A 19,796-nucleotide genomic window follows, 5' to 3' on the forward strand; every position below is an offset into this window, starting at 1 on the left:
CTCGTTAATTTAAACGCTTGTATTTGATGCGTTTAGGTTGCTCCGCCTCGGCACCAAAGCGACGTTTGCGGTCTTCTAAGTAATCTTGGTAATTGCCTTCCATAAAGTACAACTGGCTATCACCTTCATACGCAAGAATGTGGGTGGCAATACGATCCAAGAACCACCTGTCATGTGAAATAACAATAGCACAACCTGGGAAGTTCAGTAGGGCCTCTTCCAGTGCACACGTAGGGTTTCCACGTCTAGGTCATTGGACGGTTCATCCAATAACAGCATGTTCGCACCCTGCTTTAATACGCAGGCTAATTGCAAGCGGCCACGTTCACCACCAGAGAGTTCACCCACACGCTTTTGCTGGTCATTGCCTTTGAAGTTAAAGCGACCACAGTAAGCACGAGAACTGGTTTCGTAATTGCCAATTTGCAACATGTCATGACCATCGCTAATGGCTTCCCATACTGTCTTGCTGTCTTCAAGTTGATCGCGGAGCTGTTCCACAAAGGCGGTTTTAACAGTAGAGCCAATGCGAATTTCGCCGCTATCAGGCTGCTCAACACCGGCCACCATTCTGAAGAGTGTCGACTTACCCGCGCCGTTCGCGCCGATGACACCCACAATCGCGCCCTGAGGAATCTTGGCTGAGAAGTTATCAATCAATAATTGATCATCAAAACTTTTGCTGACGCCATCAAATTCCACCACTAAGTCACCTAGGCGTTCACCTTGGCGGAATAAAAATTTCGCTGGTTTCGTTACGCTTTTGCGTCTCTTGGCTGTTTAGTTCGTCGAAGCGTGCAATACGTGCCTTGCTTTTAGCCTGACGTGCTTTGGGGTTAGAGCGTACCCACTCAAGTTCGTGTTTAATAGTACGATCGAGTGCCGATTGTTGTTTGTTTTCTTGCTCTAGGCGGGCTTCTTTTTGCTCAAGCCAGCTAGTGTAATTACCTTCAAACGGAATGCCGTGGCCACGGTCTAATTCAAGAATCCACTCGGCGCAGTTATCAAGGAAGTAACGGTCATGGGTAATGGCGACCACGGTGCCCGGGTAGTCTTCTAAAAAGCGCTCAAGCCAGCCAACGGATTGTGCATCCAAATGGTTAGTCGGTTCGTCTAAAAGCAGCATGTCGGGTTTACTTAATAACAAGCGGCAAAGTGCCACACGACGACGCTCACCACCAGATAGCTTGGTTACGTCTGCATCCCAAGGGGCAAGACGTAACGCCTCTGCGGCGCGTTCCATAATGTTATCAATATTGTGACCATCGTTTGCTTCGATAATGGCTTCTAATCGCCCTTGTTTTTTGGCCAGTTTATCAAAGTCCGCTTCAGGGTCAGCGTAATCGGCATAGACTTGGTCTAACTGAGCCATTGCGTCGAACAGTTCACGCAAACCATCTTGAACATTTCCACGAACGTCCTTGTTAGGGTCTAATTCTGGCTCTTGAGGTAAATAACCGATCTGAATGTCTGGCTGTGGGCGCGCTTCACCGTTATATTCTGTATCGACTCCTGCCATGATACGCAGCAAAGTTGATTTGCCAGCACCATTTAAGCCTAGGACACCAATTTTTGCACCAGGGAAAAAGGATAAGGAAATGTCTTTTAATATTTCACGCTTAGGGGGAACCACTTTCCCCACTCGATTCATTGTAAAAACGTACTGAGCCATAGCTTTAAATGCCCTTAATATGGGTGAGATGCTAGAAATAGCTGCAAATTAATAGATTAAGCAGCTAAACGCAAACTGGGTAGGGAAAACAATGTTGATTGATCGTTTAATAACAATAAAAAAAGATTCTGTTCGGCTATTACTATTTTTGTTCTTTGTGTTCCTCTTGGCCACACAAATTGTTTCTTTTTATATTGAATACACACAAGGACAAGAGCATCGACGATTAATGATGGGCCATACCTTGTCTAGCTTGGCTAAACAAACGGCCAATAGCGTTTATGCGCAAAAAAACAGTATACCTTCTCTTATTAATCAGCACCGTGAACAAATAGAACGGTTTATTCAAGGTAACGGCGATCCATCATCTTATCAAGAGTTTCCTCAAGCGCTTGCAAGTACTCTGGCCGATTATCATGGCTTTATATTGTTTGATAGTGGTTTTGACATGGTCGCGTCTGAATACGAGCCCTTGTTCAAAGACGAAATTTCACGACTATCAAGCTTGATAGAAGTTTACCCACCTTCAATACAAGCCCCTATCAACCTGTTTGCAGATTCTGAATCTGGCGTAGGCAGTGTGCATTTTGTTTATGATCTTACGCATTATATTGACCAACCCTACTATTTAGCCGTAAGCCGAAAGATCCAAGTTTATAATCGAATTATCGAAAGCGATAATTATGAAAGCTTTCGGTTGGCGATAGTGAATGCTCGTGATGGTCGTATTGTATTAAGTATCGAAGACTTTAATGGTCAAAGCCGAGCCAATTATTTAGACAATCTTGATCAAACTGTATTGGGAGTACACGATATTGCTAATACGCCATGGCGAGTGGTGGCGGTGGAAAAACCGAATTTTTTACAAAAAGAAATACTGACTCTGGTTTTCCCAAAATTACTATTTATTGCTGTTTATATTCTATTGGGTTATTTGGCATTAAGAATCATTGGTCGTATTCACAATGAAAGTGGCCAAAAGCTGGAAAAATTTAATCGTAAATCGCAACGTGCTGAACAGGCCCTTGATTGCATTGATGAAGTCGTGGTTACGACGACCTTAAACGGCAAAATTATTTTTTGTAATACCTCTGCCGAGCGCTGGCTAAAAGGGCAAGAAATTGAAAGTGTCATTGGTAAGCCAATCCAAAAAGCATTTCCGTTTGAAGGCATGCCTTGGTTACAGAACTGGTCATACAGGCGAGATGATTCAGTGCTGACACAATATGGTGAGTTGCTGGTGGATCTTGATGGCAAGCTGGTGACGTTAGATATTAATCAGCATTTTTCTTACTTAGAAAAAACGGCCCCGACGATTATTTGGGTATTGCGTGATGTTAGCCGGCAAACCGCCGATAGAGACTTACTTAATATAAGCCGCTCTCGTTATCGTGCGCTTTATAATGGCAGTGGTATTGGTATGTGGCATATTGATATTTCATTGGTTAGAGAATGGTTGTCCAATATTGGTAGTAGTACCGTTCATGAATATATTAAGCAACACCCAAAAGAATTTGCCGCGCTGCGCTCATCGTTTCATTTGATTGACATTAATGATGCGGCATTAAAAATCTATAACGGCGCCAGTAAAAGTGAAATATTAGGAAAAATAAGTGAATTATTTAAACTTTATAATAAAGATTTAATGATCGATATTGCACAAAAAATTAATGAAAATAAATCTCGCTTTAGTACAGAAATTAAATTCACATCACTTGATGGTAAACAACATTTTTATCTTGTAAATGGTGCGCTTGATAGCGTAGGTCAAGATCAAGCCTTATTAAGTTTTATTAATATAAGTGATCGCATTGCTGCCGAATCGGCACTTAAAGAAAGTGAAAGTTTTTGGGCCAGTGTTATCGAAGCGTTACCTGACCCGATCTATGTAAATGATTTAAATAATAAACAAAGCGTTTACAGTAGTCGCCACATTGGTGAATTACTGGGTTATAGTCAAACACAAATGGAACTACTAGGCAGCTGGCGTAACTTATTACATAAAGATGACCTAGCAAAGGTTGATAATGCGACCACTGATTTAAAAACATTAAAACCAGGTCAGGTTAATGAAGTCAGCGCTCGTGCCAAACATTGTGATGGTAGTTGGCGTGTCATGCGTTTTCGCGATACTATTTTTACCCGTAATGATTCACAAGAGAGCCGCTATTATGTAGGGCTTGCCCGTGATATTACCGATGAAGAACTTGCTAAAAAACAGTTATCACAAAGTGAACGACGTTATCGACTATTAGCCGAAGGCATGTCAGATGTGGTTTTTACCTTAGATAGCGAGCTAAACCTTAATTATATTAGCTCTTCGGTTACACGTATTCTCGGTCAGAATGCAAGCAAAGTACTTGAAAGCGGTTTGTCTGTTATTTTAAAAGACAACAGCTACCAGTATTTGTATCGCGTATTTAAACAAGATTTAGACGCAGCCAATGATGATAAAAAAGAATCCGATTTTGTTCGGACCTTTGATGTTGATGCCACCGTTTATGACGGCTTACCTATGGTGCTTGAAATTCAAAGCAGCATTTTGCGCAATGAGGCAAATGAGATAGAAGGCATTTTGGCAACGGGTCGAGATGTGACGCAAAAACGATTCATAGAAAAAGAAGCACGCACGGCATCAGAAGTATTTGAAAACTCATCAGAATCGATCATCGTAACAGAAGCCAACGGCCGCATTAGTCGTGTTAATAAAGCATTTACACATTTAACCGGGTATGAATCTTCTGAAGTTATCCATAAGAATCCACAAAAATTTGTTTCGCCATCCACATCACGAGCAACAATAAAAGAACTTAATGCCGCGCTGCTCAGCGACAGTTATTGGCAAGGTGAGTTACAGTATGTTAACCAGCGTGGTGAAGTTCGCCCAAGTTGGACGGGCATTACGGCACTTAAAGACACAGAAGGCCGTGTGCAAAGCCATATTATTATTTCATCGGATATCGTTGAGAAAAAAATCACCGAAGCGCGTATTGAGCGTTTAGCGTATTTTGATGGCTTAACCGGTTTACCCAATCGCTCACAAATGCATGAAACACTAGAACGTTTAATGCTTGATAGAAAACAAATTCTCGCGTTACTGTTTATTGACCTTGATCGCTTTAAACCCATTAACGACAGTATGGGACACCCTGTTGGGGACAAAGTATTAAAAGAAGTGGCTAAGCGATTAAGTAATGCCATTCGCTCGCAAGACTTAGTGGCCCGAATTGGCGGTGACGAATTTACCGTGATTATGTCTGGCTTAACCAGCAGTCACGATGCGATGTTAGAATCCTTAGACGTGTCCGAGCGTATTCTTAAAAGACTGGAGCAGCCTTTTAATATCGAAGATCGCCAGTTGTATTTAAGTTGTAGTGTGGGTGTTGCTATCTATCCAGATAATGCAGACAGCGGCATGGACCTATTAAAAAATGCCGACACCGCCATGTACCATGCAAAAGCCATGGGTAAAAACAATGTGCAGTTCTATGCCGAGAACATGAATACCCACGCCATGGAGCGTTTAGAGCTTGAAAATAATTTGCACTTGGCACTGCGCCGTAACGAATTTGAATTATTTTACCAAGCGCAATGGGACACCATTGAAAATCAAATTTGTGGCATAGAATCATTATTGCGCTGGCGTCGACCTGGGTTTGGTATTGTTGCCCCGGATACTTTTATACCGGTCATTGAAGAAACCGGTTTAATTGTCCCCGTTGGTGAATGGGTATTGCGTACCGCCTGTGAGCAAATCATCGACTGGCAAGATGCGGGCTTTGTGGTGCCTAAATTATCGGTGAATTTAAGCGCTCGCCAATTTAAAGATGCCCAAATGCTCGATCGTATTTGCCGTATTGTGGATGAAACTGGGGTTGACCCAGAACTCATTGAATTAGAACTGACCGAAAGTATTCTGATGGACGATGTTGACCGCGCGCTAGCGGTGCTGAATGAAGCCCGCGCAATGGGCTTTCAGTTATCCATTGATGATTTTGGTACGGGTTATTCATCTTTAAGCTATTTAAAACAGTTCCCTGTGAATAACCTGAAAATCGATAAGAGCTTTATTGAAAACCTGCCGGATAACTTAGAAGATGCCCAAATTACTCGTACCATCGTCGCCATGGCTAATAACCTAGGTTTAGGGGTAATTGCAGAAGGGGTCGAGAAACAAGAGCAACAGGCCTTTTTGCAAGAAGTAGGCTGTCATAAGGTACAGGGTTATATGTACAGTTATCCCGTGACAGCGGATATTTTGGCCCATGACTTCTTAGACACAGAGCAAGAAGTGTATATGGAATAAACGTTAGGCGCGGCAGGCTCAAGTGTGGGCCTGCTTGCCCTACATGAGTAATCCTCCACTCCCCTTGATAGCCTTTCAAGTGCCTCGCCTGAACGCTTGATGTACAATGCGGCCAATTCCTCTTAGATTAGCTAAAATAGGCTAATGTAAGACACACCAGCTTTATCATTTAACTGAATCACGGGGACTATTTATGTTCAAAAAAGACATGAACATTGCGGATTTTGATCCAGCGCTATGGGAAGCCATGCAAGCCGAAGACGTGCGTCAAGAGCACCACATCGAGCTGATCGCTTCTGAAAACTACACTAGCCCTCGTGTAATGGAAGCCCAAGGCAGCCAGCTAACCAATAAATACGCTGAAGGTTACCCGGGTAAGCGTTACTACGGTGGTTGTGAGCACGTAGACGTGATCGAACAACTGGCCATCGACCGCGCAAAAGAGCTATTCGGCGCACAATACGCCAACGTACAGCCACACTCAGGTTCACAAGCCAACGCCGCGGTTTACATGGCGCTAGTGAAACCAGGCGACAAAGTTTTAGGCATGAGCCTAGCCCACGGTGGTCACTTAACTCATGGTGCATCTGTTTCTTTCTCTGGTCGTATTTACGATGCCGTTCAGTACGGTCTAAACCCAGACACAGGCGAAATTGATTACGAGCAAGTGGAAGCACTTGCCCTTGAGCACAAGCCAAAAATGATCGTAGCGGGATTCTCTGCGTACAGCCGTATTGTTGATTGGCAGCGCTTTCGCGATATCGCCGACAAAGTAGGCGCTTACTTGTTCGTTGATATGGCACACGTAGCGGGTCTAATCGCCGCTGGCGAATACCCAAGCCCAGTTGGCATCGCTGACGTGGTAACCACAACGACACACAAAACTCTACGTGGCCCACGTGGTGGTTTGATCCTAGCGAACGATAACGAAGAGCTTAACAAGCGTCTTAACTTTGCAGTATTCCCTGAGTCGCAAGGCGGCCCATTGATGCACGTTATCGCAGGTAAAGCGGTTTGCTTTAAAGAAGCCATGTCTGATGAATACAAAACTTACCAAGCACAAGTGGTTAAAAACGCCCGTGCCATGGCAGAAGCATTTATCGCTCGCGGCATTAACGTCGTATCGGGTGGTACAGACGATCACCTATTCCTAGTTGATTTAATCGGCAAAGAATACACAGGTAAAGATGCCGACGCAGCCTTAGGCGAAGCGTACATCACGGTAAACAAAAACGCGGTGCCTAATGACCCACGTTCACCGTTCGTAACCTCTGGTTTACGTATCGGGACACCAGCGATTACTTCTCGTGGTTTCAACGAAGCACAATCAGCTGAACTAACCGGTTGGATTTGTGACGTGTTGGACAGCCTAGAAAACGGCAACACTGAAGAAGTAACAGCGCAAGTACGTGAGAAAGTAAAAGCGCTTTGTGCGACGTTGCCTGTTTATTCTTAATAAACACTAGACGCGGTACGGGAGACGTAAGACGCTGATTGGGTGTCTAAATTTTGTAGGAGGGTGCTTGCACGGAACCACTTCTACAAAGCGTCTTCCTTACGAAAAACCCAAGCTATGAAAGTAGCTTGGGTTTTTTTATGGCTAAAATTTAGTTGGTATTAATTCTCTTCCCATTTTTTCAAGATATTGCTGGCTTTCTCCAACTAAGTATCCGTTTTTAGATATTTCGATGGTATCGTTTAGTTTACTGGATTTTATATCAATAATCGCGCTAGATAGATCAATATCTGATAGATTAAGTGTGTTTTTTAGATCTGATAAGGCGGTTCCTTTCGATGACTTAAGAGTCATCTTTGCGCTGGAGTTTTTAGTTATAAAAACATTTTCAGCAACAATTTTTTTTATAGTAATAGACCTATTTCCAAATATCTTTTTGTTTAAGTGTATAAAGTGTTCTATGTCAAAATTAATTTTATCAATAGAATAATTTAACTTAACTTCTTTTGAAAAGAAATCGAATAAAGGTTTTATAGACCTAGGAGGGTTGTAAATCAGTAATTCATTTAAGTTGCTGGATGAACTCATTATCTTAAATGAAATGTTTATATAATTAATTCTATCCTCTATCTCTTCATTTCCAAATGGATCTATTGTATATGTTTTTGTTGTGATTTTTTCTATGTATCTGGCGGTTAATTCAATTTTATTTATTTCTTCAATGATAAACCCCATAGTAGAGTTTTCTTTGAAAATAAATTCGTTAATTAAGTTAATGAAATAATTTAGACTAAAATTTGAATTTATTTTAAGCCATTTGATCTTCATGTAATGACTCCGAGTCTTTCGGTTTGGCTAATGAATTTGATTCGTTTAAATTTTCAATATAATCAATTGTTTCTTTTGCGGAGTTTTCAAGCTCAATGTTTATTTTTGTCTCATCGATATTTGATAGTAGGGTTTTGCTTTTGCTGAATTCATTGGCCGAAATGTAACGATAAAAACCTTTTGCGAGGTAATTGAAGTTATTAAATTCATCTGGATCAGAGAATTGTGCTTCCAATACATATTTATCTGAGTCTACCAGGTTTCTTTCTTTAGCAGTCCAGATAATTTTTGATATATAAAAGCCTCGAAGGTGTAGGTCATTTAATTCTGATGATTCAAGAACGCCTACTCCCTTTAAAGATGCTTTGTCTATTCTTATCCCTATATTTGTATCTGTTTCCTCGTTATATTCTTCTTTAGGGTGAAAAACAAACACATCTGTTACATCGACTAATTCGTAGGATTTAAGGCTTACGACAAGCTTCTTGAAGAACTCAGTTCTTAGTTGGCTATCCTGTATGTGAGAAAGAGATATTTCGGTTACATTTAACTCGGATTCGTGCTCTCTTTCAATGTTGTCTACTAAAGCGCATTTCCATTCTTCAGTTTCACTATTGTAGGGTGCTCTTATAACAATATTAGAACTTGTACATTCAAGTGAAATTATAGACTCTTTGTCAGTTACTTGTTTGAATTCACTTTTACTAAAATCAGTCTTTTTATAATTTATCTTTACAATGTAATTTCCATTTTTTGAAATCACCTCGGCGATAGCGCCTTCATTTATTATAGAGCTTTTTAATTCATCTAGTGCTGTTTCAATTGTTTCAGAATTTATATTATTGTTTATTCGTGTAGAAGTAACTCGATCCCTTCTTTTATTATTTCCAAGTATTAGTGAGAGCTGATGGTAATCATTGTATCCATGGGTGAATCTTGAGAATGTCCTTGCTATATTCTCTCTATTTGTGCTCTTTGAAACTATAATTCCTCTAGATAAGAAAAGGCTCTTGAGATCACTATTTGTGACCTTTGACTGATTTAGAGCATCGTATAGTGCTTTGTCACCTACACTATAAAGACTTCCTTTTATCATCTTATTTCCATCCAATTGCTGTTTTAGAAAAATTATTAGTTGTGGTTTCTACAATATCAAATTGAATGCTATTTATTTTCATTTCTTTTTCTTTATCAAATCCCCAGCCATGGATGTATTGGCTCACAGCTGATTCAAATTTACTTAAAATATCCGGATCGTAATCTGAGTTGGCAGCCCTAACTCTAATAAGTTCTCCTCTATCCAGAATCTGAAATTTGGAGATCATGTCGAGTAAATACAGGAATTCATTACTATGAGATCCTTTTCCATTGTAATAAATCAATACGCCTTTCTCTCCAGTAGTATCAATTTCTCCTCTGTCCTCACAATACTTTTTTACGTCCCCGTGTTCAATTATGATGAATGGGCCGCATATCATTTCGATAGTTGCAGGTCTATCTGATTTATCTCCAAATGACTTGTGTAGATGTAATTCAGGATAAAAGAAATTGTAATTTTTTTCTGGGAATGACCCTAACATGTGTAACTTTGATATGTCAGTTAGTATTGTTTGCATGTAGTTTATTGTAGCTGGCTCAATAATATGTAGCTGCTGGTTTTTTGCTAAAGGAATTGAGTCTGTATTAATTTTTTGAGTTTTCCCCTTTTCTTTATGAAAAAATTCCTTATAAAAATCCTTGTCGTATTTGTTATCATGATTATAAATAAATAATAAAGCCCTGATTTCGAAGTTGTCAGTAAAAATATTGTATCTTTCGACCCATTCTTTGCTAACTTTCGCACACTCAATAGTTTTAGCTAATGACTGGAGTGCAGTTCTTACTTGGGATGCGCCTATAGACCCTTTTTGATAGCTCTTTAAATCAGTGTTGAAATATATTCTTTTTCCTAGATAAGGATCAACATAGTGGAACACTACATCTACGGGATGGGTATGCTTTAGGTCTTGTTTATCTGGTAGGTCTGAAGATTTAGTACTTTTCTTGATTTTATGTTTTTCGGCTTTAACGCATGCAAAGTCTTGATCCATTAAATTTATCTTACCCCACTTAAACCAAGTGAGTAGATCAGTGCTAACCTTATTAGCCATCTCTGCGGTTGGGGCTGTTTCAGACATTATATCTACCTTAAGAAAACTCTATATCCATCAAATAATCCGTAACCTCAATATCCACTCCAGCTTGATAAAGCAAGGTAGAAACTTGGCCACGGTGATGGGTTTGATGATTAAACAAATGGGAAAGCACTTCCCCAAAGTTTTTACTGTGACTTTCGCCTTTGATGTTTTGGTAAGTAAACGTGCTGTCTAAATTCGCTTCGCTTAATTGGGTGTTAATCCAATCACTTATAGAGGCGTCTACTTCAATGCACACCGTTTTAAATGCTTCAAAATCATCAAATAGAATTTGATTGAGGGACTCAACAGCAGGGTAATTATCAAGCGTTTTTAAGTGGGAGAATCTCTGACTATCAGGGCCGTGATGCAAATAGAAACGACGCAGCCACAATAAATCGCCTACTAATATGTGATTAAGCGTACCGAGAATAGATTTAAAAAACGCGCCGCGATCTTCATTAATCTGATCGTGGGATAAAGACGAGGCGGCGACTAATACTTGCTGATTAAGGCGAATATTGTACTTAGCGAGGGTCTGAAAGTGCTGTATGCCGTTCATCTCTGTCCTTGAGATACTTGTACCAATTGGGTCAAACTATATTCTGAGTATGCGGTGAAATCAATTGTTTGGTTTATTATGACTGTTTGATACATCACAGATTACATTACCAATACACAGGCTACTACCCCGTCTAATCCAGCCATGCTAAGCTTTGCCCACTTAAAGAAAAGGATATAACTATGGATTCTACTATGATCACTTGGGCCGTTATTATCGGCGCCGTTTTGTTTGTTGTTATGATGTTCAACCGCTTGGTGAGCCTACGGAATCGTCATAAAAACGCCTTTTCTCAGATCGATGTTCAATTACAGCGCCGTTATGACCTGATCCCTAATTTGGTCGAAACGGCTAAAGGTTACGCCAAGCATGAGCGTGAGACCTTAGAAGCGGTAATTACGGCTCGTAATGAAGCCAGTGCCATTTTAAAGGGTATGCAATCGGCTAAAGGTCAGATAGACGTGAGTGCATTAAACGGTGCTGAAAATGCCCTTGGCGGCATGATGAGTAAACTGTTTGCATTAAGCGAATCTTACCCAGACCTAAAAGCCGATACTCAGTTTCAGCAATTGATGGAAGAACTCAGTTCGACCGAGAACCGCATCAGTTATTCACGTCAAGCATTTAATGATGCGGTGATGGCTTACAACACTTATCGTGAGTCGTTTCCTAATAATGTCATTGCCAATGCGTTTTCATTCCAAGAAGCTAACTTGCTAGAGTTCAAAGACAAAGCCATTAAAAAGCCTGTTAAAGTTAACTTTGGTTAATTCGAACAGCGTGTAAGAAGTGAATAAATAATATGGATTTTTTTGAGCATCAAGCACAAGCAAAAGCAGCCAGTAATCGGCTGCTTTTATTGTTTTTAGCCTTTTGTGTTTTTATCGTCTTGTGTGTGAACGGCACTATTTATGTTGGCCTAAGCTGGTCTAGCATCAGCCAATTTGCGTCTTCTAACATTACGTTTAGTGACTTTTTAGTGTGGCAGTTTAGCTATGCAGGTTTCATTACCTCTGTGGTCACGCTTTTCATTATCGGTAGTGGTAGTTTTGGCCGTTGGTTGGAGCTGCGTCATGGTGGTAATGGCATGGCGGTGAAGCTTGGTGCGCGCTCTTTGGGGTTTGCATCTAAAGACGAAACCGAGCAAAAGCTAATTAATGTTGTAGAAGAAATGGCCATTGCGGCAGGTGTCACGACACCGGGCGTGTATGTACTTGATCACGAAACGTCGGTGAATGCATTTGTGGTCGGTTACGATTTTGAAGACAGTGCTTTAGTTGTGACTAATGGTTTAATCAACGCGATGAACCGTGACGAATTACAAGCGGTTGTAGGCCATGAGTTTAGCCATATTTTGCATGGCGACAATCGCATTAATATTCGCTTGATGATTTTACTCGGCGGCATTGTTTGGGTGTCAGAACTAGGGCGCATGTTGATGGCGGATAGTCGACACCGATCTGGTCACAGGCGCTCATCGATTGGTTTTAATAAAGATAATTACAACAATGTTATCGCGAGCAATTCATTGTCAAGTATGAGAAGAAAAGATGACGCGGGTGTTTTTTTTATTGGTTTGCCACTAATCGTTATTGGCTCTGTTGGTGTTTTCTTAGGTCGTTTGATTCGAACGGCAATCAGCCGTAAGCGTGAATATTTAGCCGATGCGTCAGCTGTGCAATTTACCCGAAACCCAGAAGCACTTGCCAGTGCGCTTAATATTATCCGCACCAATAGCCATCAAGGTTTTTTGCAATTACCACGAGCCGAAGGCATTAGTCATATGTGCATTAGCTCATCACAAAAATCGTCTTGGTTTGCAACGCATCCGCCATTGGACCAGCGAATTAATAGTATCGACCCTACATTTATAATGCGCTTTGAATCTCGCGAGAAGAAGCAGCAACGTGAAGAAAAACGAGAGCAAAAACAGGCACAACAAACACAAGCCGCTCAGAGTATTTACAATCCGGATGTGGCCCGTATGCAAAATCATGCTAACGAGCATTTACATGATGTGATTGGCACGCTAAACCCAGAAAACCTTGCCTATGCAATGAGTCTGCATGAGCAAATTCCTTATGAATATCGCCAAGCATTGCATGACCCTGAACTGGCAAAAATCATGCTGCTGTATGTTCTGATGGATACAGAAACAGCGTTACGTCAAGAACAGCAAGCTTGGTTGTTGGCCCAGTACCCAGCCTCTAAGCAATATTTACAAACGCTCACATTGCTTTCACAAGGGTTAAACCCTCGCTTGGCACTGCCTTTGGTTGAGTTACTGATTCCATTATTAAAAACCCTTGATGAGGACATGCAAAAAGGGTTACTAGAACAAGTGCTCGTCATGGCAAAATGGGATGGCAAGTTAACGTTATTTGAGATTTGTTTGTATAGCTTGCTTAAGCATACGTTTGAACCTAAAAAACCTAATCGTTCGTCTCATACCATTAAAAAGTTTGATGTGGTGTCCTATGAGGTCAACGTTATTGTGTCTAGCTTGGTCCATAATGCAGGCGGGCAAGCACAAGAAAAAACGGCGTTACATCAACGCATGATGGATGTGTTTGTAATGAAGCAGCAAAGTTTAATTGCTGAAAAAGATGTTCAAACAAAAGATATATACAATAGTTTGAAAAAGCTCAAAACCCTTTCGCCGATGTTAAAGCGCTCCCTGATGGATGTCTGTGGTGATATCGTTTTACACGATGGCATCATTCAAGGTTCAGAGTACGAGACGGTAAAATTAATGAGTTTATTATTGGCGTGCCCAATGCCTGCTATGAAGCTGTAGTGGCTTTTGTTAGATACTTCTTATTATCATTGAAGCTATGCATACCTGAAAACAACAATTGTAATAATTGTCCTTTATTTCAGGTGTGTATTTTTTTGATTGTGCTCGCTAATATGCGGCACACAACCCTTGCGTCTGCAAAAAAAATCAGCATTCATGTATTTTTTTTGGCCTAGTCATAAACCGTTTGTTTAATGAGTTTTTTTAACGTGCAGGAATTTGCACAATCATAAAGCAAGGCTGAATGCTTTAGTGAATACCTGTGCTCTACCCCTTAAGTGATATGGATTAACTTGACTGTATTGCTCAAAATGCTACAAGTTGAGACAGATAATCAATTTCAGTTCACAAAGGGGGTGTGGCATGGCCACACAATACACACCAGCGCAACTTCGCCATGCAATTCGTACGGGTGAATACACAACCAATACCTCAGGCTTATGTCAGGGGTTTGTGCAATGCAATGTGGCCATACTCCCTAAAGCGTGGGCCAATGAATTTCTCCAGTTTTGTCAGTTAAACCCCAAGCCTTGCCCCGTAGTTGCCATGGCGGCACAGCCCGGTGATACCAATCTTGTCGAAGTAGCCCCCGATTTCGACATTCGCACCGATGTGCCTAAATACCGTATTTGGCAGCAGGGCAAATTAGTGGATGAGGTTGCTGACATTTCTCATGTATGGCGTGATGACTTAGTCACGTTTTTATTAGGCTGCTCTTTTAGTTTCGAAGAGGCCTTAATCGCTGATGGCTTAGACGTGCGCAATATAAGCGAAGGCAAAAACGTCCCTATGTACGATACTAATATAGCGTGTCGACAGGCGGGGCGTTTTCATGGCAATACGGTGGTGAGCATGCGCCCATTTAAACCGGTTGATGCGATTCGTATGATTCAAATTTGCAGTCGGTTTCCATCGGTACATGGGGCCCCTATTCATTTTGGTGACCCAGCGGCCATTGGTATTAAAGATATTAACCAACCAGAATACGGCGATGCGGTGACGATCAAAGAAGGTGAAGTACCTGTGTTTACCGCCTGCGGTGTGACACCACAAGCGGCGATTATGGCCGCTAAGCCTGACTTCTGTATTACCCACTCACCGGGCCACATGGTTGTGACAGACATACCTAATTCTAAATTAGCCATTTTATAAGGGTGGTAAATATGAACAATAACCGCCGTCAAATGGCCGCTAAACAACACTCTAGATTTTTTAGTATTATCCACTCACCGGGCCACATGGTTGTGACAGACATACCTAATTCTAAATTAGCCATTTTATAAGGGTGGTAAATATGAACAATAACCGCCGTCAAATGGCCGCTAAACAACACTCTAGATTTTTTAGTATTACCCATTCACCGGGCCACATGGTTGTGACAGATATACCTAATTCTAAGTTAGCCATTTTATAAGGGTGGTAAATATGAACAATAACCGCCGTCAAATGGCCGCTAAACAACACTCTAGATTTTTTAGTATTACCCATTCACCGGGCCACATGGTTGTGACAGATATACCTAATTCTAAGTTAGCCATTTTATAAGGGTGGTAAATATGAACAATAACCGCCGTCAAATGGCCGCTAAACAACACTCTAGATTTTTTAGTATTACCCATTCACCGGGCCACATGGTTGTGACAGATATACCTAATTCTAAGTTAGTCATTTTATAAGGAGCCACCATGTCGTTGTTGTTAAATTGTGATTTGGGTGAAAGTTTTGGCTCGTGGAAAATGGGTTTAGACGAAGACGTTTTCCCGCATATTGATCAAGCGAACATTGCCTGCGGGTTTCATGGTGGTGACCCTGTTGTCATGATGAATACCTTAGCGTTGGCAAAAAAACATGATGTGATAGTGGGCGCGCATCCAGCTTACCCAGATCTTGTGGGATTCGGTCGCCGCTCGATGAATTGCTCAAGTGATGAAATTAAAGGGTTAGTGTTATATCAAATGAGCGCCCTGGACGGCATGGCAAAAAGCCAAGGCATGATCATGGCGTATGTCAAACCACATGGTGCGTTATATAACGATATGATGGCAAAAGCGGACGTGCGTCAGGCCATTATGCAAGCCATTGCTCACTATCACCGTCCGGTTAAATTGATGCTGCAATCCACCAATGACTCGCCGCAGCACGCACAAGAAGCAAATGAGCTTGGCATTGAATTATTATTCGAAGCCTTCGCCGATCGTTGTTATGACGATGACGGTAAACTATTAGCCCGCAGTCAACCGGGTGCCGTACACAATACAGAAAAAATGCTGGCGCAAGTTAAGCAATTAAATGAACACGGTACGATCACCTCTGTTAGCGGCAACACGCTGACTATCAAAGCCGATTCTTTATGTGTGCATGGTGATAATCTTGACGGTGTAACGGCCATTGCGCAGATTCGTAACATAATCGAAGGCGCATAACATGAACATTCATGTGGCGGGTGAAAATGCACTCATCGTTTATGTTGCTGAAACCGTCAGTGATGAAACCAGTGTGCGTATTCAACAAATGTCCCAAGTATTAGCGCAACATATGGGTGACGCGTTAATTGATTTAGTGCCCAGTTATGCTTCTATTTTGGTGGTGTTCGACCCGTCTAAAACGGATCACTTACACGTGCGTGGTTTGATTCGACACGCTGCTAGTCAAGAGCAAACAAAACAACCCTTACAAGCAGAAAACATTGTGCGGTTACCGGTTTACTATGGCCCACAAACCAGCCCAGACTTAAGCAACATCGCCCAACATGCCGGCTTGAGTGTTGAGCAAGTTATAGAGATACATCAACAAACGATTTATCGCGTGTACGCCATTGGTTTTGCACCAGGCTTTGCATACTTGGGTGAAACGGATGAACGCATTGCTATGGCCCGTTTAGCCACGCCTCGTAAAAAAGTGCCAAAGGGAGCCGTTGCTATTGCGGATCGTCAAACGGCGGTTTACCCATCAGTGAGTCCAGGTGGTTGGAATTTAATTGGCTGTTGCCCAACGCCTATGTTTAATCCAAACGCGTCACCAACCATGCCTGTGAAAGCTGGTGATGCTGTGCAGTTTTATGCCATTGATCAAGATACGTTCTTAGCCCTAGGTGGCAGCTTCGACGGCTGGGAGGGCTTATAACATGAGTTATATGATGCACGTTTTAACGCCGGGTATTTTAACGTTAATCCAAGATGCTGGACGGTTTGGTCAACACGGTATTGGGTTGACCACTGGTGGCCCAATGGACCCGTTGGCGTTTAAATGGGCCAATAGGTTAGTGGGCAACGATGAAAACACACCGGTTTTAGAAAACACCATTGGTGGGTTAAAGCTCAAAAGCCCATGCCAAACACAAATCGCCATTACTGGTGCCGAAGTTGTCGTTAAAGTAAATGGTAAACCACAATCACAATGGCAAACCTTAAACGTAAATGCGCACGATGAAATTGAATTGGGTTATGCCACTGAAGGTTGCCGTATTTATGTGGCGGTGGCGGGTGGCTTTAAAATTAAACAACAATTTTCAAGTGTTAGCACGGTGGTGCGTGAAGGCATTGGCGGTTTAAACGGCAAGGGGTTACAAGCGAGCGATAAATTAGTATTAACGGCGTCGACCACGGCGAAAAAATGTTTTGTGCTCCCCTTGAGTGCTCGCCCAGTTTATAAAAACAATGTGACGCTGCGTTTGATTCCGGGTTATCAGCAAGCACATTTTTCTCGACACGAGCAACGCATGTTTTTTAATCATCAATACGCGGTGAGTGATTTGTGCGATCGCATGGGTTACCGCTTAACCGGTCCAAAAGTTACGTGCGATATTGACGGTATTTTATCTGAAGGCATTTGTTTAGGCGCGGTACAAATTCCCAAAGACGGTCAACCCATTGTATTAATGAATGATCGCCAAACCATCGGCGGCTACCCAAAAATGGGTTCGGTACTGTCACTAGATTTAGCCAAGCTTGCGCAATTAACCGCTGGCGGCAAAGTAACATTTGAACCGATCTCCATTGATCAAGCCCATAACGAATTAGCGCTTGCCCACTATAAATACAGTCAGCAAGTTTTAGTAGCAGTGGCACCTGAGGACACCCCATGAGTCAATTGACGACGGCAATGCAGTTAAGCCTTGATATTGAAAACATGCTGGTTGAACGTAACCTTCGTGGCATGAAAACTATACAAGGGGCGTTGCCTCAAGGTTATGTATTACGTGCGGCGCAAATGATGCTGCCTATTCGTGGCACGGTTTTAATCGGCACGGGCTTTCCAGTGGTGGATACGTTTGAAACCGATGGGCCAGTGGGGGCCATCGCGTTGTATCAAGTATTTGAAGCACTGGGCGCGCACCCTGTTATCGTTTGTGGTGCTCCGTTAAGTGGGCAATTAGCCAATATCTATCGTGTACATGAAATTACCGTGGGGCTTAATGCTCATCGTGATGAAGAAGCGCTGCAAGCCCTTGAACAATTACAACCAGAATTGATTGTATCGATTGAGCGCCCAGGTTTAGCCGCCGATGGTAAATATTACAATATGCGTGGTGAAGACATCAGCGCGCGTGCGGCCTGCTTTGATACCTTTTTGATACACGGGCAGTGCCCAACCATTGCGATTGGCGACGGTGGCAATGAGATTGGTATGGGCAATATTCAAGACGCGTTAAAAAGCTTAGATATTCAAGCGGCTGCCACGGGCTGTAATGAATTGATCATTGCCGATGTGTCTAACTGGGCGGCGTTAGGGCTCATTGCCATGCTTGATTGGTTAAGCGGACAAAACCTGTTAGCGAAGCTAGATGCGATGGCTGTACTACAATTTCTATCAGAGCATGGCAGCGTTGATGGTGTTACTCGTGAAAATACATTAACTGAAGATGGCCTACCAGCTCAAGAGGGCATTGACTTGCTCAATCGTTTACACGCATTAGTTAGTAAAAAGAAATTAGTAAATAAGTAAATCATAAAATTTTATCGAGGTGCCCTATGAGCATTGTATTTTTAAACAACGATTTTATGCCCATGGAAGAGGCAAAAATTTCACCGATGGATCGTGGCTTTTTATTTGGTGATGGCATTTATGAAGTGATCCCCGCTTACAATGGCAAACTTGTAGGTTTTGGCCCACACATTGATCGTATGAATCAAGGCTTAGAGTTAATTGGCATTGAATTTAAGTGGGATCAAAATAAATGGCGTGAAATTTGTGACCAATTAATCGAGAAAAACGAGGGTGAAAATCTCGGAATTTATTTGCACGTAAGTCGAGGCACAGACAGTAAACGTTTCCACGCTTACCCTGAAAATGTCGCGCCCACTGTGTTTGCGTATGCGTTTGATATTCCGGCCGCCAACGTACCCGATAAATCAAAAGCGAAAGGCTATAAAGTCGCCACTACACAAGATTTACGCTGGCAGCGCTGTAATATTAAATCCACGGCCTTGTTAGGTAACGTGATGCACTTTCAGTTTGGTTATGCTCAGGGTTACAACGAAACATTATTGTATAACGAGAAGAATGAATTAACCGAAGCAGGCGCATGCAACGCTTACATTGTTAAGGATGGTGTGGTGATTACGCCACCTTTAGATAACCAAATTTTACCGGGCATTACGCGATTTATGCTGCTTGAAATTTTACGCAAATACAGCGATATAAGAGTAGAAGAACGCATCGTGACAATGGATGAAGTATTGAACGCAGACGAAGTGTGGATTACCAGCTCATCGAAAGAAATTGCCGCAGTGGTTGAGATCGATGGCAAGCCAGTGGGCGATGGCAAAGTAGGCGACGTATGGCTTGCGGCGCAAACTCAATACACGGCCCATAAATTTGAATTTTAATTAACGCTTATATTTAGATTATGATTTGGTGAATGTAAGCCCATCTTCATGCAAATAGAGGTGGGCTTTTTTAATGCTTAAAGACAAAAAATATTGTGGTAGGTTCGGGCATTGCCCACCCTACCAAATATAGATATTTTAGATTGAAGCGGACATGGATGTTTGATCGCTCG

General features: G+C 42.0%; 14 protein-coding genes and 1 pseudogene. 10 read left to right on the top strand and 5 right to left on the bottom strand.

All coding sequences use genetic code 11. The features are described 5' to 3' along the window. Positions 1–4: 4 nt before the first annotated feature. Positions 5–1,672: pseudogene (gene ettA / locus ACU6U9_RS07385) on the bottom strand (energy-dependent translational throttle protein EttA). A gap of 166 nt (positions 1,673–1,838) precedes the next feature. On the opposite strand from ettA, the gene ACU6U9_RS07390 reads away from it, so the two are divergent. Both ACU6U9_RS07390 and glyA read left to right on the top strand, forming a co-directional pair. After that, complete coding sequence (locus ACU6U9_RS07390) at positions 1,839–5,978, top strand: EAL domain-containing protein (RefSeq protein ID WP_446734392.1); 4,140 nt, start codon at positions 1,839–1,841, stop codon at positions 5,976–5,978. A gap of 193 nt (positions 5,979–6,171) precedes the next feature. Continuing rightward, positions 6,172–7,434: a serine hydroxymethyltransferase gene (gene glyA / locus ACU6U9_RS07395; protein ID WP_446734393.1), complete on the top strand. Its 1,263-nt coding sequence runs from the start codon at positions 6,172–6,174 to the stop codon at positions 7,432–7,434. Between the two features lie 144 nt (positions 7,435–7,578). Here glyA and ACU6U9_RS07400 read toward each other — a convergent pair whose 3' ends face one another. Genes ACU6U9_RS07400 through ACU6U9_RS07415 form a run of 4 tightly spaced genes read right to left on the bottom strand, consistent with a single transcriptional unit; the run spans position 7,579 to position 10,998 of the window. Further along, entirely contained in the window at positions 7,579–8,262 is a 684-nt protein-coding gene (locus tag ACU6U9_RS07400) for a hypothetical protein (RefSeq protein WP_446734394.1), read from the bottom strand. Then, positions 8,243–9,358, bottom strand: a complete 1,116-nt coding sequence (locus tag ACU6U9_RS07405) for a hypothetical protein (protein ID WP_446734395.1) — start codon at positions 9,356–9,358, stop codon at positions 8,243–8,245. Before ACU6U9_RS07405 ends, ACU6U9_RS07400 begins: the two co-directional genes overlap by 20 nt. A 1-nt stretch (position 9,359) precedes the next feature. Next, positions 9,360–10,439, bottom strand: a complete 1,080-nt coding sequence (locus ACU6U9_RS07410) for a hypothetical protein (protein WP_446734396.1) — start codon at positions 10,437–10,439, stop codon at positions 9,360–9,362. Positions 10,440–10,449: 10 nt separating this feature from the next. Then, the gene (locus tag ACU6U9_RS07415) at positions 10,450–10,998 is read right to left on the bottom strand and encodes a DinB family protein (RefSeq protein ID WP_446734397.1); all 549 of its coding nucleotides are present in this window, start codon (positions 10,996–10,998) and stop codon (positions 10,450–10,452) included. Between the two features lie 182 nt (positions 10,999–11,180). On the opposite strand from ACU6U9_RS07415, the gene ACU6U9_RS07420 reads away from it, so the two are divergent. From ACU6U9_RS07420 to ACU6U9_RS07455, 8 genes are all read left to right on the top strand, one after another. Continuing rightward, positions 11,181–11,768, top strand: a complete 588-nt coding sequence (locus tag ACU6U9_RS07420; protein ID WP_446734398.1) for a LemA family protein — start codon at positions 11,181–11,183, stop codon at positions 11,766–11,768. Between the two features lie 32 nt (positions 11,769–11,800). Then, the gene (locus tag ACU6U9_RS07425; RefSeq protein ID WP_446734399.1) at positions 11,801–13,795 is read left to right on the top strand and encodes a M48 family metallopeptidase; all 1,995 of its coding nucleotides are present in this window, start codon (positions 11,801–11,803) and stop codon (positions 13,793–13,795) included. A 363-nt stretch (positions 13,796–14,158) separates the two neighbouring features. Next, positions 14,159–14,947, top strand: a complete 789-nt coding sequence (locus ACU6U9_RS07430) for a putative hydro-lyase (protein ID WP_446734400.1) — start codon at positions 14,159–14,161, stop codon at positions 14,945–14,947. Between the two features lie 533 nt (positions 14,948–15,480). Further along, positions 15,481–16,218 (top strand): 5-oxoprolinase subunit PxpA, encoded by a 738-nt coding sequence (locus tag ACU6U9_RS07435; protein WP_446734401.1) that lies wholly within the window; start codon positions 15,481–15,483, stop codon positions 16,216–16,218. 1 nt (position 16,219) lies between these two features. Next, positions 16,220–16,918: a 5-oxoprolinase subunit PxpB gene (pxpB, locus tag ACU6U9_RS07440; protein ID WP_446734402.1), complete on the top strand. Its 699-nt coding sequence runs from the start codon at positions 16,220–16,222 to the stop codon at positions 16,916–16,918. Position 16,919: 1 nt separating this feature from the next. After that, positions 16,920–17,879, top strand: a complete 960-nt coding sequence (locus ACU6U9_RS07445; protein ID WP_446734403.1) for a 5-oxoprolinase subunit C family protein — start codon at positions 16,920–16,922, stop codon at positions 17,877–17,879. Next, a complete protein-coding gene (locus ACU6U9_RS07450) occupies positions 17,876–18,739 on the top strand; it encodes a DUF4392 domain-containing protein (RefSeq protein ID WP_446734404.1) in 864 nt (287 codons plus the stop codon). Before ACU6U9_RS07445 ends, ACU6U9_RS07450 begins: the two co-directional genes overlap by 4 nt. Before the next feature lie 26 nt (positions 18,740–18,765). Then, positions 18,766–19,623: a D-amino acid aminotransferase gene (locus tag ACU6U9_RS07455; RefSeq protein WP_446734405.1), complete on the top strand. Its 858-nt coding sequence runs from the start codon at positions 18,766–18,768 to the stop codon at positions 19,621–19,623. Positions 19,624–19,796 lie beyond the last annotated feature (173 nt).

This window comes from Pseudomonas sp. HK3 (assembly GCF_052920985.1).

Bases quoted from the DNA above. Each gene is read 5' to 3' on its own strand.
- glyA (WP_446734393.1), top strand. From the start codon at position 6,172: ATGTTCAAAAAAGACATGAACATTGCGGATTTTGATCCAGCGCTATGG.
- ACU6U9_RS07400 (WP_446734394.1), bottom strand. From the start codon at position 8,262: ATGAAGATCAAATGGCTTAAAATAAATTCAAATTTTAGTCTAAATTAT.
- ACU6U9_RS07405 (WP_446734395.1), bottom strand. From the start codon at position 9,358: ATGATAAAAGGAAGTCTTTATAGTGTAGGTGACAAAGCACTATACGAT.
- ACU6U9_RS07410 (WP_446734396.1), bottom strand. From the start codon at position 10,439: ATGTCTGAAACAGCCCCAACCGCAGAGATGGCTAATAAGGTTAGCACT.
- ACU6U9_RS07415 (WP_446734397.1), bottom strand. From the start codon at position 10,998: ATGAACGGCATACAGCACTTTCAGACCCTCGCTAAGTACAATATTCGC.
- ACU6U9_RS07420 (WP_446734398.1), top strand. From the start codon at position 11,181: ATGGATTCTACTATGATCACTTGGGCCGTTATTATCGGCGCCGTTTTG.
- ACU6U9_RS07425 (WP_446734399.1), top strand. From the start codon at position 11,801: ATGGATTTTTTTGAGCATCAAGCACAAGCAAAAGCAGCCAGTAATCGG.
- ACU6U9_RS07430 (WP_446734400.1), top strand. From the start codon at position 14,159: ATGGCCACACAATACACACCAGCGCAACTTCGCCATGCAATTCGTACG.
- ACU6U9_RS07435 (WP_446734401.1), top strand. From the start codon at position 15,481: ATGTCGTTGTTGTTAAATTGTGATTTGGGTGAAAGTTTTGGCTCGTGG.
- pxpB (WP_446734402.1), top strand. From the start codon at position 16,220: ATGAACATTCATGTGGCGGGTGAAAATGCACTCATCGTTTATGTTGCT.
- ACU6U9_RS07445 (WP_446734403.1), top strand. From the start codon at position 16,920: ATGAGTTATATGATGCACGTTTTAACGCCGGGTATTTTAACGTTAATC.
- ACU6U9_RS07450 (WP_446734404.1), top strand. From the start codon at position 17,876: ATGAGTCAATTGACGACGGCAATGCAGTTAAGCCTTGATATTGAAAAC.
- ACU6U9_RS07455 (WP_446734405.1), top strand. From the start codon at position 18,766: ATGAGCATTGTATTTTTAAACAACGATTTTATGCCCATGGAAGAGGCA.